Origin of the sequence: Aeromonas sp. FDAARGOS 1404 (assembly GCF_019047085.1) — a bacterium.
In the GTDB taxonomy this organism is placed as follows: Bacteria; Pseudomonadota; Gammaproteobacteria; order Enterobacterales; family Aeromonadaceae; genus Aeromonas; species Aeromonas veronii.
Window position 1 is genome coordinate 1,425,522 of record NZ_CP077237.1, and the last position, 13,048, is coordinate 1,438,569.

The 13,048-nt window shown below is 59.9% G+C and carries 15 protein-coding genes; 3 read left to right on the top strand and 12 right to left on the bottom strand.

Annotation, left to right across the window (positions count from 1 at the left end; genetic code table 11):
• Positions 1 to 53: 53 nt before the first annotated feature.
• From recO to rpoE, 9 genes are all read right to left on the bottom strand, one after another.
• Positions 54 to 764, bottom strand: coding sequence for a DNA repair protein RecO (gene recO, locus I6L34_RS06470; RefSeq protein WP_058056975.1), 711 nt, complete (start codon positions 762 to 764; stop codon positions 54 to 56).
• Positions 765 to 1,664 (bottom strand): GTPase Era, encoded by a 900-nt coding sequence (era, locus tag I6L34_RS06475; RefSeq protein ID WP_005335393.1) that lies wholly within the window; start codon positions 1,662 to 1,664, stop codon positions 765 to 767.
• Positions 1,661 to 2,332 (bottom strand): ribonuclease III, encoded by a 672-nt coding sequence (gene rnc, locus I6L34_RS06480; protein ID WP_005335394.1) that lies wholly within the window; start codon positions 2,330 to 2,332, stop codon positions 1,661 to 1,663. The genes era and rnc overlap by 4 nt, the downstream gene beginning before the upstream one ends.
• Entirely contained in the window at positions 2,333 to 3,256 is a 924-nt protein-coding gene (gene lepB / locus I6L34_RS06485) for a signal peptidase I (RefSeq protein ID WP_005335395.1), read from the bottom strand.
• A gap of 3 nt (positions 3,257 to 3,259) precedes the next feature.
• Positions 3,260 to 5,053: a translation elongation factor 4 gene (lepA, locus tag I6L34_RS06490; RefSeq protein ID WP_005335396.1), complete on the bottom strand. Its 1,794-nt coding sequence runs from the start codon at positions 5,051 to 5,053 to the stop codon at positions 3,260 to 3,262.
• A gap of 116 nt (positions 5,054 to 5,169) precedes the next feature.
• Complete coding sequence (locus I6L34_RS06495; protein ID WP_042053919.1) at positions 5,170 to 5,631, bottom strand: SoxR reducing system RseC family protein; 462 nt, start codon at positions 5,629 to 5,631, stop codon at positions 5,170 to 5,172.
• Positions 5,632 to 5,724: 93 nt separating this feature from the next.
• Positions 5,725 to 6,705, bottom strand: coding sequence for a MucB/RseB C-terminal domain-containing protein (locus I6L34_RS06500; RefSeq protein ID WP_005335407.1), 981 nt, complete (start codon positions 6,703 to 6,705; stop codon positions 5,725 to 5,727).
• Between the two features lie 21 nt (positions 6,706 to 6,726).
• Complete coding sequence (locus tag I6L34_RS06505) at positions 6,727 to 7,329, bottom strand: RseA family anti-sigma factor (RefSeq protein WP_042053918.1); 603 nt, start codon at positions 7,327 to 7,329, stop codon at positions 6,727 to 6,729.
• A gap of 22 nt (positions 7,330 to 7,351) precedes the next feature.
• A complete protein-coding gene (rpoE, locus tag I6L34_RS06510; protein ID WP_005335411.1) occupies positions 7,352 to 7,933 on the bottom strand; it encodes an RNA polymerase sigma factor RpoE in 582 nt (193 codons plus the stop codon).
• A gap of 182 nt (positions 7,934 to 8,115) precedes the next feature.
• Here rpoE and nadB point away from each other — a divergent pair, with 182 nt between their 5' ends.
• On the top strand, positions 8,116 to 9,723 hold the full coding sequence (gene nadB, locus I6L34_RS06515) for an L-aspartate oxidase (protein WP_005335413.1): 1,608 nt from the start codon (positions 8,116 to 8,118) through the stop codon (positions 9,721 to 9,723).
• 154 nt (positions 9,724 to 9,877) lie between these two features.
• Here the strand turns inward: nadB and I6L34_RS06520 are convergent, their stop codons facing one another.
• On the bottom strand, positions 9,878 to 10,270 hold the full coding sequence (locus I6L34_RS06520) for a protein YgfX (protein WP_058058542.1): 393 nt from the start codon (positions 10,268 to 10,270) through the stop codon (positions 9,878 to 9,880).
• A 19-nt stretch (positions 10,271 to 10,289) separates the two neighbouring features.
• Positions 10,290 to 10,559 carry a succinate dehydrogenase assembly factor 2 gene (locus tag I6L34_RS06525; protein WP_005335417.1) on the bottom strand — a complete coding sequence of 90 codons (270 nt, stop codon included), beginning with the start codon at positions 10,557 to 10,559 and terminating at the stop codon, positions 10,290 to 10,292.
• A gap of 111 nt (positions 10,560 to 10,670) precedes the next feature.
• Between I6L34_RS06525 and ygfZ the strand changes: the two genes are divergently transcribed.
• Positions 10,671 to 11,579, top strand: a complete 909-nt coding sequence (gene ygfZ, locus I6L34_RS06530) for a tRNA-modifying protein YgfZ (protein ID WP_058058541.1) — start codon at positions 10,671 to 10,673, stop codon at positions 11,577 to 11,579.
• Positions 11,580 to 11,585: 6 nt separating this feature from the next.
• Here ygfZ and I6L34_RS06535 read toward each other — a convergent pair whose 3' ends face one another.
• Positions 11,586 to 12,467: a LysR family transcriptional regulator gene (locus I6L34_RS06535; protein WP_005335421.1), complete on the bottom strand. Its 882-nt coding sequence runs from the start codon at positions 12,465 to 12,467 to the stop codon at positions 11,586 to 11,588.
• A gap of 125 nt (positions 12,468 to 12,592) precedes the next feature.
• Between I6L34_RS06535 and I6L34_RS06540 the strand changes: the two genes are divergently transcribed.
• Positions 12,593 to 13,039, top strand: a complete 447-nt coding sequence (locus tag I6L34_RS06540; protein WP_058058540.1) for a PACE efflux transporter — start codon at positions 12,593 to 12,595, stop codon at positions 13,037 to 13,039.
• Positions 13,040 to 13,048: the final 9 nt, after the last annotated feature.

Consider the following 13,048-nt stretch of genomic DNA (forward strand, 5'->3'; position numbering starts at 1 on the left):
CTGCGCGGTCAGCGAATCACACCGCGCCAATATCCGTATGTCTGTAATCTGTGTCAGCCTTGCATACTGGCCTTGCGTTTTAAAAACAGCTCCCGGCTCTTTAGCTGGCGCTTGCCCAGATAGGGTTGCAACGCCAATCGGCTGAAACGTTTGGCCGCCTGCAGCAAGGGAGGGGAATCGAAACGTCCCTCGGCAAAGGCGAGCAGGTGGGCACCGAGAAACAGGGTACGGGGATCCGGCGCCCGCTCGCAAGCAACAAAGCCCAATTCACGCTCGAAGCCATAGAGCAAGGTCGGCTCGATGGGCGACTCGTCGTCCGCCGTGTATTCGAAATCCACCGCATAGCCGAGCGCCTGCAACAGCAGGAACTCGAAGCGGCGCAGCGGCAGCTCAGGCGTCTCGCCGTCGGCCAGCGCCATGATGGCACGGGCATAGGCATCGAACACTTCGGGGAACGGGGTGTGCGCTTCCAGCAGGTAGTAGACCAGCTCGTTGAGATAGAGGCCGTAGAAGAGGCGATCGCCGCCGAGACGCAGGGAGTGATCCGGGCATTCGACCTGGGTGAGGTTCTTGAGATCCCCCTTGCCGCGCCAGGCGATGGTAAGCAGGGTAAAGGGTTGCAGCAGCCCCTTGAGAGGGGAGCGTGGCCCGCGAGAACCGCGAGCCACCAGAGTAAATCGGCCACTATCCTGGGTGAAGACCTCGACCAGCTGGCTGGTCTCCCGATAGGGCCGACTGTGGATGACGAAAGCCGGAGTCAGCAATCAGTCGTCGCCATACCCGAGGCTGCGCAGGGCGCGCTCATCATCAGCCCAGCCCGACTTGACCTTGACCCACAGCTCGAGGTGCACCTTGTTCTGGAACAGACGTTCCATATCGAGGCGCGCTTCGGTGCCGATGGTCTTGATCTTCTCGCCCTTGTTACCGATGACCATCTTCTTCTGGCCATCGCGCTCGACCAGAATGAGGCCGTGGATGTGGTAGAGACCGTTCTCTTCCACCTTGAAGCGCTCGATCTCCACCGTCACCGAGTAGGGCAGCTCCTCACCGGTGAAGCGCATCAGCTTCTCGCGGATGATTTCGGAGGCCATAAAGCGGGAGGACCGGTCGGTCACGTAATCTTCCGGGAAGAAGTGGACGTTTTCCGGCAGCAGATCCTTGGCCCACTCGCGGATCTTCTCCACGTTGGTGCCCTTTTCGGCACTGATGGGCAGAATATGGGCGAAGTTCATCTGTTGGCCCAGCCACTCGAGGTGGGGCAGCAGATCTTCTTTCTCTTTGACGTTGTCGATCTTGTTGACCGCCAGTACCACGGGGCACTTGAGATTGCGCAGCTTGCCCAGCACCATCTCGTCGTCTTTGGTCCAGTGGGTACCGTCGACCATGAACACCACCATGGCCACATCACCCAGCGAACTGGTGGCGGCACGGTTCATCAGGCGGTTGATGGCCCGTTTCTCTTCAATGTGCAGACCCGGGGTGTCGACATAGATGGTCTGGTAGTTATCCTCGGTGTCGATCCCCAAAATCCGGTGACGGGTGGTCTGGGGCTTCTTCGAGGTGATGCTGACCTTCTGGCCAAGCAGCTTGTTGAGCAGGGTGGACTTGCCCACATTCGGGCGGCCCACGATGGCGACAAAGCCGCAGTAGGTGGTATCTGTCATGACAGTTTTTCCAATGCTTGCTGCGCCGCGGCCTGTTCGGCCTTGCGACGGCTGGTGCCGACCCCGACGAGGGGACCATCCAGACCTTCAACGTCACACTGGACGGTGAACTCCTGGTTGTGGGCCTCGCCCTTGACGTTGGTCACAGTGTAGGTCGGAAGGGATTTGCGGCTTCCCTGCAAAATTTCTTGCAGACGGGTCTTGGGATCTTTCTGCTCGATGCCCGGCTTGATCTCTTCCAGGCGGCTGGCATACCAGCTCAGCAACAGTGTCCGCACCGTCTCAAGATTGGTATCCAGATAGACGGCACCGATCACCGCCTCGACCGTGTCGGCCAGAATGGATTCGCGGCGAAAACCGCCGCTCTTGAGTTCGCCGGGCCCCAGGATCAGGTGATCCCCGAGGTCAAACTCCCGGCCCAGTTCGGCCAGGGTCTTCTCGCGCACCAGGGTGGCGCGCATCCGGCTGAGATCCCCTTCCGCCGCTTGCGGGAAGCGGTGGAACAGATCATCGGCAATCACCAGACTCAAAATCGAGTCACCCAGAAATTCCAGTCGCTCATTGTGACGGGAACCGGCGCTGCGGTGAGTCAGCGCCCGGGTCAGCAGTTCCAGATCCGCAAAGACATGCCCGAGACGGGACTGCAGTCTGTTCATCTTGATATTCATTTACTTGATTCCGCCAATGCGGTTGAAGCGCACACCTGTCGGTACCCAACTTGGCAGCAGGGAGCCTTCTTCGCGCTCGAATTCAAAACTTATCCAGATAGCGACCGCCTTGCCGACCAGATTCTGCTCGGGCACAAAGCCCCAGAAGCGGCTGTCGGTGCTGTTGTCGCGGTTGTCGCCCATTACGAAATACTGGCCTTCCGGTACCACCCACTCGTCGGGGTAGGTGCCGGGCTGGCGATAGTAACGGCCAACCATGTCGGGCATCAGCGGATTGCGCAGGGTCTCGTGGGAGACATCACCCAACTGCTCGGTATAGCGGTCAAGGGGGATCCCCATCTGGGTAAATTCGCCTCTTTGTTCAAACTTGACGTCGAGCTTCTTGAAGCCCGGGCACGTTTTCCCTTCCTGCTCTTCGCACTTGGGCCGGATCATCAGCTCCTTGTTGCGATAGATGACCCGATCACCCGGCATGCCGACCACCCGCTTGATGTAGTCAACGCGCGGTTCAAGGGGATACTTGAACACCACCACGTCGCCACGCTTGGGCTCGCCAGTCTCGAGGAACTTGGTGTTGGTCACCGGATCCCGCAGACCATAGGCAAATTTTTCCACCAGGATGAAGTCGCCCACCAGCAGGGTGGGCATCATGGAACCTGACGGGATCTGGAACGGTTCAAAAATGAACGAACGCAGGATCAGCACAAAGGTGATGACCGGGAAGACCCCGGCGGTCTGTTCAATCCAGACCGGCACAGGGGCCACCTTGGCCAGGGTCTTCTCATCCAGGTGGGCACCGCCATGGGCACGAGCCACGGCAATCTTGGCGGCGCGCTGCTTGGACCAAATCATCTTGTCCAGACACCAGATAACACCGGTGATCGCGCAGACCACCACCAGGATCAGGGAAAACGTGCTTGCCATCTATTAATCCTTTCCGACGTGGAGAATCGCGAGGAAGGCTTCCTGCGGCACGTCGACACGGCCGAGGGACTTCATCCGCTTCTTACCTTCTTTCTGCTTGTTCAGCAGTTTCTTCTTACGACTCACGTCACCACCGTAACACTTGGCGGTTACGTCTTTACGCAACGCCTTGACGGTGCTGCGCGCGATGATCTGGTTGCCGATGGCCGCCTGAATGGCGATATCGAACATCTGGCGCGGGATCAGCTCGCGCATCTTCTCCACCACCTGACGACCGCGATACTGGGCGTTGTCTTTGTGGGTGATGATGGCCAGGGCATCGACGCGCTCACCGTTGATCATGATATCCAGACGGACCATGTCGGAGGTTTCGAAACGCTTGAAGCCGTAGTCCAGCGAGGCGTAACCGCGACTGGTGGATTTCAGACGGTCGAAGAAGTCGAGCACCACTTCCGCCATCGGGATTTCATAGGTCAGTGCTACCTGCTTGCCGTGGTAGACCATGTTGGTCTGCACGCCACGCTTCTCGATACAGAGGGTGATCACGTTGCCCATGTACTCCTGCGGCAGCAGGATGTGACACTCGGCGATCGGCTCGCGCATCTCCTTGATGCTGGTGATGGCAGGCATCTGGGCCGGGCTGTCGATATGGATGGTGGAGCCGTCGGTCAGCTCGATCTCATACACTACTGTCGGCGCCGTGGTGATCAGATCCAGATCGTATTCACGCTCCAGACGCTCCTGAATGATCTCCATGTGCAGCATGCCGAGGAAGCCGCAACGGAAGCCGAAGCCCAGCGCAGTGGAGCTCTCCGGTTCGAAGAACAGGGAGGCATCGTTCAGGGAGAGCTTGTCGAGGGCGTCACGGAACGACTCGTAGTCATCGCTGGAGATGGGGAACAGACCCGCATAAACCTGCGGCTTCACCTTCTTGAAGCCAGCCAGCGCCTTGTCGGCACCGTTCTTGGCCTGAGTCAGGGTATCGCCCACCGGCGCGCCGTGGATGTCCTTGATACCGCAGACAACCCAACCTACCTCGCCGCAACCCAGACCCTGAGTATCCACCTGCTTGGGTGTGAAGATACCGATACGATCGACACCCCACACCTGACCGGTGCTCATCACCTTGATCTTGTCGTTCTTCTTCAGGGAACCGTTCTTGATCCGCACCAAAGAGACAACGCCCAGATAGGAGTCGAACCAGGAGTCGATGATCAGCGCCTGCAGCGGGGCATCCGGGTCACCTTCCGGCGCCGGGATCTTGGCGACGATCTCTTCCAGCACCAGATCAACACCCAGACCAGTCTTGGCGGAGCAGCGCACCGCATCGACCGCGTCGATACCGACGATGTCTTCGATCTCCTCGGCAACCCGCTCGGGTTCTGCGGCCGGCAGGTCAATCTTGTTCAGCACCGGCACCACTTCCAGATCCATTTCCATGGCGGTATAGCAGTTGGCCAGAGTCTGTGCCTCAACCCCCTGGCCGGCATCCACCACCAGCAGCGCCCCTTCACAGGCCGCCAAAGAGCGGGAGACCTCGTAGGAGAAATCCACGTGGCCCGGGGTGTCGATAAAGTTCAGCTGGTAGGTGTTACCGTCTTGTGCCTGGTAGTTCAGGGTCACACTCTGTGCTTTGATGGTAATGCCGCGCTCGCGCTCCAGATCCATGGAGTCAAGCACCTGAGCCTGCATCTCGCGGTCGGACAAGCCACCGCAAGTCTGGATCAGACGGTCCGACAGGGTCGATTTACCGTGGTCGATGTGCGCAATAATCGAAAAGTTACGAATGTGTTTCATCGAGCAAGAGTCACTCAAAATTAGTTAAGGTCAGTTATGGAGGCGCGATTTTACTGGATAACCCGGCTGACGGCCATTCTTTAGTCGCCAGCGCCAGTGAAATAGCGCCTGTTCAGTCAGGGGAGGATGCGGACAGGGACGACCACGCCGAGCATCTGCGGGCCGTAGCGCCCCTGATCCAGGCGGTTGGAAAAGTAACGAACCAGTAAAAAGCCCAGCATGCCCCCCAGCAGGCAGCAGAGAATGGTAATCCCCTCCCCGCCCGAGAGCAGCGGCGCCAGCCAGAGCTGCCCCAGCAAGGCGCCGGCCAACAGACAGAAAAGCGGCAGCACATAGACCAGCGCAGCCCCGCGCAGCAGACTCTCCTGCGGGATACCGAGCCTCACTTGCTGGCCAACCCGCACCTCGGCGGTCAGCCTGACTCGCAAGCGGGGAGCTTTCAGGGGAAACGCCTTGGCCACGGTGCCGGTACCGCAACTGGATTGCTGCTGACAACCACTGCAGGCGGAGCGACGCTCGCACTCCACCCAGGCATGGTCACCCTCAATGGCCACCACGGTCGCCAGCTCTTCACTCATCTCATTCACGGCAACACCTCGGGTTCACACAATCAGGGGATCTGACCACGACTCGCCACGCTCGGCAAGCGGGGGACAACCCCGCATCCCCCGTTACTGCACCGCTTCGTTGCGGGCCAGCGGCTGGACCGACTCGGCGATGCGCTTGGCGGTTTCGGCAGGCACCTCGCCGACCACGGTGATCTCGACCCCCACCTCGTTGACATAGCTCACCAGCGAGGTCGCCCCCTGGCGGATCAGCTGCTGGCGCACCGCCTGCTTGGGATCGACCCGGGAGACGTAGACCGAGAGATCCACCAGCCCGTCGGAGAGCATCATGTAATCCACCGGCATACTGGTGGTCACCAGCTGGTGCCGGTCTTGCGACAGCACCTTGAAGCCATCGGGCAACCAGGTGATCTGCCAGTTCAACTGCTGTTGCGGCGCCGGATAGGCATCCTCCAGCGCCAGCGCCGGAGGCTGTTTGCTGTTGGCCAGCTTCACCAGCCAGGGGGCCGGTTTGCTCTGCAGATCCAGCTCGACACCGAGTACCTGCTCCACCAGATTGCCTTCCCGCTCTACCATGTCGATCCGCAGCAGCAAGTGGCTCTGCTCGTCAATCCAGAGCACGAAACCATATTTATCGGCCTCTTTAGGCACCAGCCTCACCACCTGCGCCACCACACCGGCAACCCGGCTGCGACCGGCCAGCACAGGATCATAGCTCTCCAGCACCTGCGCCAGCGGCATCTTCACCAGGGTCGACCAGATGCCGGGGAAGCGGGCATCCTTCAGGGTGTAGGGATCGTGGCTGTTTTCAAAGAAGGTGTATTCGTTCTGGCGCTGGAGATACTCGATCGCCTTGCCGTCGAGGTAACTGAGGTGGGCAACTTCCTTGCCGTTGATGACGGCATGGCTGATCCGGATCGGTTCAAGACGCCCCTGACGGGCCTTGACCATGGACAACTCGAAATTCTGTTGCTGCACGGCACTCTGCATCTGCTGCAACAAGGCCTCGGCCGACTTATCGTCGGCCGAGGCCTTGGCACTAATCAGCAGGAGAGAGGCCAGCAAAATACGGCTGGACTGGCGCACGTTTGTATCCCTGACAATTCGTTATTGTTGGATCTGTCTGTCTTGCAACAGGCGCTGCTGCAACTGGTGGTCACGCAGGAAGGCATTGATCCGCTCCCGCTGCTCCTGCATCTGCTGTTCGGTCAGCCCTTGCTGACGGGCACGGGCGCCATCCTGTTGCGGATAGTGAACACTCACAGGTGCAGCACTGCCACCGATTGGAATGGTATTGAGCACCGGATTGGCCGGAACGCCATCCTGTCCCTGATACTGCTGCACCCCGAAGATAACGGCAGCGGCCACAGATGCCGCAATGGCATATTGACCCAGTTGCTGACCGACACGGCGGAACAACGGAACCACATTGGCATCTGTCTTGACCGGCGCAACGGCAGGTTGCAGCACGGGAGCCGTCTCGACCGGCTTGGGTGCCAGTATGGTGGGCTCATCCTCCAGCGCAGCCATGATGCTGTCACTGAGATCCAATTGCAGATTGACCGGCAGGTCACCCCGCATGGCATCGCCGATCAGGTGGTAACGACCCCAGGTATCTTGCAAGTCGGAGTCCATCTCCAGCTCGTTCAGTACCTCTGCGTCACTCAGGTCACCATCCATCAGGGCAGAGATTTGCTCTTTATTTGCCATAAGTTAACCCGTCTTTCCCCAGTTAATTCTCGATCAGAGGTTGCAGCTTTTTATCGATTGCTTCCCTCGCCCGGAAGATACGGGATCTGACCGTACCCACTGGGCAATCCATGATTTCGGCAATCTCTTCGTAGCTCAGCCCTTCCAGTTCGCGAAGGGTGATAGCTGTCCTCAGGTCTTCCGGCAATGCCTCTATGGCTGAAAACACGGTGCGTTTGATCTCGTCAGTCAGCGCCAGGTTTTCGGGGGTTGAGACCTCTTGCAAGGCTTCACCACCACCATAAGACTCCGCTTCGTCAGCCTCCACATCACTGCTGGGCGGCCTGCGCCCCTGGGAGGTGAGATAATTCTTCGCCGTGTTCACGGCAATTCGGTACAACCAGGTGTAAAAAGCACTTTCGCCACGGAATGTCGGCAATGCACGGTAGGCTTTTATAAAGGCCTCTTGCGCCACATCGGGCACATCACCGGGATTGTTGACATACCTGGCAACCAGGTTGACCACCTTATGCTGGTATTTTTTTACCAACAGGTTGAAAGCTGCTTTATCGCCGCGCTGGACCCGTTCAACCAGCTGTTCGTCCAGTAGATTCTGGTCGCTCATCAGAGCCGTAAAACCCCCATCAGGTTATCGTTTTTCTTTTCCGGCCCTTCCTAAGCGCACAAGTTCAGACAGGGAGAATCAGAGAAAGTTCGCTTCAATTGAAAAAAATGTGATGCAGGCTGCATCCTCGCCCTCGCTTGGGCTACCATGGTGCCAGTTCTTAATCCAGGCCAATGATACTTATGAAAGCAAGTGTTGAATACCTTTGCGATGTACTGATCATTGGCAGCGGTGCCGCTGGTTTGTCCCTCGCGTTGCGATTGGCAGACCACGCCAAAGTCCTGGTTCTGAGCAAGGGGCCCATCAGTGAAGGGGCCACTTTCTATGCGCAAGGAGGCATCGCTGCCGTTTTCGACGAAACCGACAGCATCGAATCCCACGTGAGCGACACGCTCAACGCGGGCGCAGGGTTGTGTGACCCGGCAGTGGTCGAGTTCACCGCTCGCCACGCCCGCGAGTCCATCCAGTGGCTCATTCAGCAAGGGGTCCCCTTCGATCAGGAGGAGAACGCCGACGGTGAATCCCAGTACCACCTCACCCGGGAAGGGGGCCACAGCCATCGCCGCATCTTCCACGCGGCCGACGCCACCGGCAAGGCGGTGCAACTGACCCTGATCGATCAGGTGCGCGCCCACCCCAATATCCAGCTGATGGAGCGCTTCAACGCGGTCGACCTCATCACCACCCGCAAGCTCAACCTGCCAGGCAACAAGGTGCTGGGGGCCTACGTCTGGAACCGCAACGCCGAGCAGGTCGAGGTGATCCGTGCCCGTTTCGTGGCGCTGGCCACCGGTGGCGCCTCCAAGGTCTACCAGTACACTTCCAACCCGGATGTGAGCTCTGGCGATGGCATCGCCATGGCATGGCGGGCCGGTTGCCGGGTGGCGAACCTGGAGTTCAACCAGTTCCATCCCACCAGCCTGTTCCACCCCGATGATCCCAACTTCCTGCTGACCGAAGCGCTGCGTGGCGAGGGGGCCTATCTGCGCCGCCCGGACGGCAGCCGCTTTATGCCGGAGTTTGACGAGCGGGCCGAGCTGGCACCGCGCGATATCGTCGCCCGCGCCATCGACCACGAAATGAAGCGACTCGGCGCCGACTGCATGTATCTGGACATCAGCCACAAACCGGCCGACTTCATCATCAAGCACTTTCCGACCATTTATGAGCGCTGCCTCGCGGTCGGCATCGACATCACCAAGGAGCCGATGCCCATCGTGCCGGCCGCCCACTACACCTGTGGCGGCGTGATGATCGACAACAACGGCCAGACCGATATCCCCGGCCTCTATGCCATCGGTGAAGTGACCTACACCGGTCTGCACGGCGCCAACCGCATGGCCTCCAACTCCCTGCTGGAATGCGTGGTTTATGCCCATCAGGCGGGGGCCGACATTCTGGCCAAGCTGCCGATGAGCGTGGAGCCGCCACGCCTGCCGGTGTGGGACGAGAGCAAGGTGGAAGATTCTGACGAACTGGTGGTGATCCAGCACAACTGGCACGAACTGCGGTTGATGATGTGGGACTACGTGGGGATAGTGCGTACCAACAAACGTCTGGCCCGCGCCAAGCGCCGCATCGACCTGCTCAAGCAGGAGGTGCAGGAGTACTACGCCAACTTCCGCGTCTCCAACAACCTGCTGGAGCTGCGCAACCTGCTGCAGGTGGCCGAACTTATCGTCAACTGCGCCCTGCAGCGCAAGGAGTCGCGCGGCCTGCACTACAACCTGGATCATCCGGATATGCTGCCGGACTCCAAGCCGACCGTACTGACCCCGGAGCGGGATTAATCCCCTTCCCATAAAGCGTTGCAGCAACAAGTGACCCCGCCCCGGCGGGGTCACTTGTTTTCAACCGCTTTTCAACCACAAAAAGAGTGCCGCCAGCCACATGGCAGCGGATCATCGCGATAAATCAGCACATGGTCATCACGGAAAGCAGGCGTCAGCGCCGAGACGGCAGAAAGTGGATGGCTCGCGCCAGCAGGCGATAATGTTCGGGGGGAAGGGCGTCGGAGAAGAGCCAGAGTTGCCGTGGCGACACAGCTCCACTCTCTTGCTGCTCGGGACAAAGCACCAGCCTGAGCACGCCGGGCAGAATGCGGCTTTTCTTGTCGAGCTGATAGCGACGACCTTGCCACTGCAGCCACTGGCCATCCCAGACAAGCTCGAACGGGGGCGCGGCAAGGGAGCGCCAGCTCAACCAGAGCGCCGCCAGCCAGACGGGCAGCAACAGCGCCCACTGCCAACCGGCAATCAGGCCAGCCACCGGCCAAAGCAGCAACAAAAAGAGGGCCACCAGCAAACATTGCTGATGGCGGGAGGGGTGAACCGTCATGATCACCCGCTCCACGGTATTACCCCTGGCGGTCGTGGCGCGCCTGATTGCGCTCCAGGATCATCGGGATCATGGCGGCAAATGCGGGATCGGCAGGGACACCATGACCCATGCACCATTTGAACAGATCCGGATCGTCGCTCGCCAGCAGGCGGATAAAGGTCTGCTGATCGGCTTCGCTCAGGGAGTCGAACTCGTGTTCGAAAAAGGGCATAAAGATCACATCCAGCTCGAGCATACCGCGACGGCAGGCCCACTTCAGGCGGGATTTTTCAACTGGGCTCAACATGGCACTCTCCTTACAAAGACCTGGGGATGGTACCAGCTGGATTTTCCGGCTGACAAACATTAGTTACGTCTTTACCATGCAGCTCACATACTTTCTCTCTGGAATACCATCGTGAGCCTGCAACCACCTGTTTTTCCTGCCGAGCCGACCCGCTTCTCCCTGACCAAGCTGGCCATCACCCGTATCAGCGGCCAGGATCGCGTCAAATATCTGCAAGGTCAGGTCACCTGTGATGTCAACGCCCTGCAACTGGGGCAACAGACCCCGGGTGGCCACTGTGATCCCAAGGGCAAGCTGTGGAGCAATTTCCGCCTGCTCTGCCTCGACGACAGCCTGCTGCTGCTGACCAGCCCTTCAGTGTTGGAACGTCAGTTGCCGGAGCTGAAGAAATTTGCCGTCTTCTCCAAGGTCGAGATCGCCGCAGACGAACGCCACGCCACCGGGATCGCCGGTACGGGCAGCGATGCGTGGATCGCCGAGCAGTTTGGCCTTCTGCAGAGCGGTCTTATCGACGGCGGCATGGTGGTGAAGATTGAACAGGATCGCTGGCTGCTGGTGAGCAATCAACAAGCTGACGCCCTGCCGCAAGGTGACGAGTCACTCTGGTGGGGGCTCGAGATCAAGGCGGGTCTGCCGCACATGGAAGCTGTGCATCAGGGGGAGTTCATCCCGCAGATGCTCAACCTGCAGGCGCTGGACGGTATCAGCTTCAACAAGGGCTGCTACATGGGGCAGGAGACGGTGGCCCGCGCCAAATATCGCGGCGCCAACAACCGCGCCCTGTTCCTGCTGGCGGGCAGTGCCAGTGAGCCGGTCAATGCGGGCGATACCCTAGAGCTGCAACTGGGTGACAACTGGCGCCGCAGCGGCATGGTGCTCAACGCCTGGCAACAGGCCGGGCAGGTGTGGCTCACCGCCGTGCTGCCAAAAGATACCGAGGCTGACGCCCAATTCCGCCTCAAGCAGGACGAAGGCTCCCGCCTCACCCTGCAACCCCTGCCTTACGCCCTGACCGAGTAAGGTCGGCTAGCGAGGCACCCGCGCCAGCAGTGCCTCCTTCAGCCAGCGCCCCGCCTGCCCCAGCGGGCGGGCGCGATGCCACTGCAACTCCAGCGCCAGCGCGTGGCTGGCGATAAAGTCCGGCTCCAGCACCACCACTTCACCCCGCTTCAGCGGTTGATGCAGCAGAAATTCCGGAATGGCGGACCAGCCAAGACCCCGCTTGACCAGTTCCAGCACCCCGAGATCCCCCTCGACCCACCACACCTGAGCCGAGATGCGAAAACGCTGACGCTCGCTCCCTTCCCGTCGGCCGGTGACCATCAGCTGACGTGCCCCCTGCAGATCGACCTCCCGCAGCGGCTGCTTGCGGGCCAGCGGATGATCCGGTGACACCACCAGCGGCATGGTCACCTCCCCCAGCGAATGGGCGACAATCTCCCGCTGGGGATGAACCTTCTGATAGCTGATGCCGAGCTGGGCCCGGCCGGTCACCAGCATCTCGGTCACATCCTCCATCAGCGGGAAGAGCAACTCCAGCTCCACGGTCGGGTAGCGAGTGGCGAACTCCTCCAACAGGGTGCCGAGCCAGGGGAGGTGAGAGTCATCATCGATGGCCAGAGTGAGCCGAGTCTCCACCCCGGCCGCCAGCTCCCCGGCAATGGATTGCAATCGTTCACTCTGCGCCAGCAGGATCCCCGCCTCCTGCACCATGCGGGCCCCCGCCTCCGTCAGCTGCGGATAGCGGCCGCTGCGGTCAAACAGGGTGAGCGCCAGATCGATCTCCAGATTGGCGATGGCGCTGCTCACCACCGACTGCGCCTTGCCCAGCTTGCGGGCGGCAGCGGAAAACGAGCCGGTTTCGGCGGCCGCCAGCAAGATCCTCAGTTGTTCCAGTGATGGCGTCATCTTATGGCCCTCCGGCAAGCTCTCTCATCCATCTATTTTAGCGATGGATACCAACATGAATCTATCGCTAAAGATCTATAGATTAACCAGCAATCCGTGAATAAATCTGATTGAGAGAGTGACTTATGCGTACCCGTAACGATCGCCTGCGCCATGCCATTGGCTTTGAATTTATTGGCCTGCTGATTGCCGCCCCGCTGGCCAGCTGGGTTACCGGGGTCGGGCTCAACCATATGGGCCCGCTGGCACTGTTCTTCTCGGTGCTGGCCACCGTCTGGAACTACATCTACAACATCGGGGTCGACAAGCTGCTGCTGAAATATCAGGGCCATACCAACAAGACCCTGTGGCAACGGGTGCTGCATACCTTCGGCTTTGAGGGCGGTCTGCTGATCGTCGCGCTGCCGGTCATGTCCTGGTGGCTGAGCGTCAGCATGCTGGAGGCGCTGGTGCTGGATCTGGGCTTCGTCGTCTTCTACCTGATCTATGCCTTCGTCTACAACTGGGGCTATGACAAGGTGTTCCCCATCCCCCGCGAAGTGTCGCACGGCATGCCACAAGAGGCGCGCTAAGGCACGAAT

Coding starts and splice junctions, on each gene's coding strand:
- nadB (WP_005335413.1), top strand. CDS start 8,116: ATGAAAGCAAGTGTTGAATACCTTTGCGATGTACTGATCATTGGCAGC.
- I6L34_RS06525 (WP_005335417.1), bottom strand. CDS start 10,559: ATGTTGAGCCCAGTTGAAAAATCCCGCCTGAAGTGGGCCTGCCGTCGC.
- lepB (WP_005335395.1), bottom strand. CDS start 3,256: ATGGCAAGCACGTTTTCCCTGATCCTGGTGGTGGTCTGCGCGATCACC.
- rpoE (WP_005335411.1), bottom strand. CDS start 7,933: ATGAGCGACCAGAATCTACTGGACGAACAGCTGGTTGAACGGGTCCAG.
- I6L34_RS06520 (WP_058058542.1), bottom strand. CDS start 10,270: ATGACGGTTCACCCCTCCCGCCATCAGCAATGTTTGCTGGTGGCCCTC.
- rnc (WP_005335394.1), bottom strand. CDS start 2,332: ATGAATATCAAGATGAACAGACTGCAGTCCCGTCTCGGGCATGTCTTT.
- I6L34_RS06540 (WP_058058540.1), top strand. CDS start 12,593: ATGCGTACCCGTAACGATCGCCTGCGCCATGCCATTGGCTTTGAATTT.
- I6L34_RS06535 (WP_005335421.1), bottom strand. CDS start 12,467: ATGACGCCATCACTGGAACAACTGAGGATCTTGCTGGCGGCCGCCGAA.
- lepA (WP_005335396.1), bottom strand. CDS start 5,053: ATGAAACACATTCGTAACTTTTCGATTATTGCGCACATCGACCACGGT.
- I6L34_RS06505 (WP_042053918.1), bottom strand. CDS start 7,329: ATGGCAAATAAAGAGCAAATCTCTGCCCTGATGGATGGTGACCTGAGT.
- I6L34_RS06495 (WP_042053919.1), bottom strand. CDS start 5,631: ATGAGTGAAGAGCTGGCGACCGTGGTGGCCATTGAGGGTGACCATGCC.
- era (WP_005335393.1), bottom strand. CDS start 1,664: ATGACAGATACCACCTACTGCGGCTTTGTCGCCATCGTGGGCCGCCCG.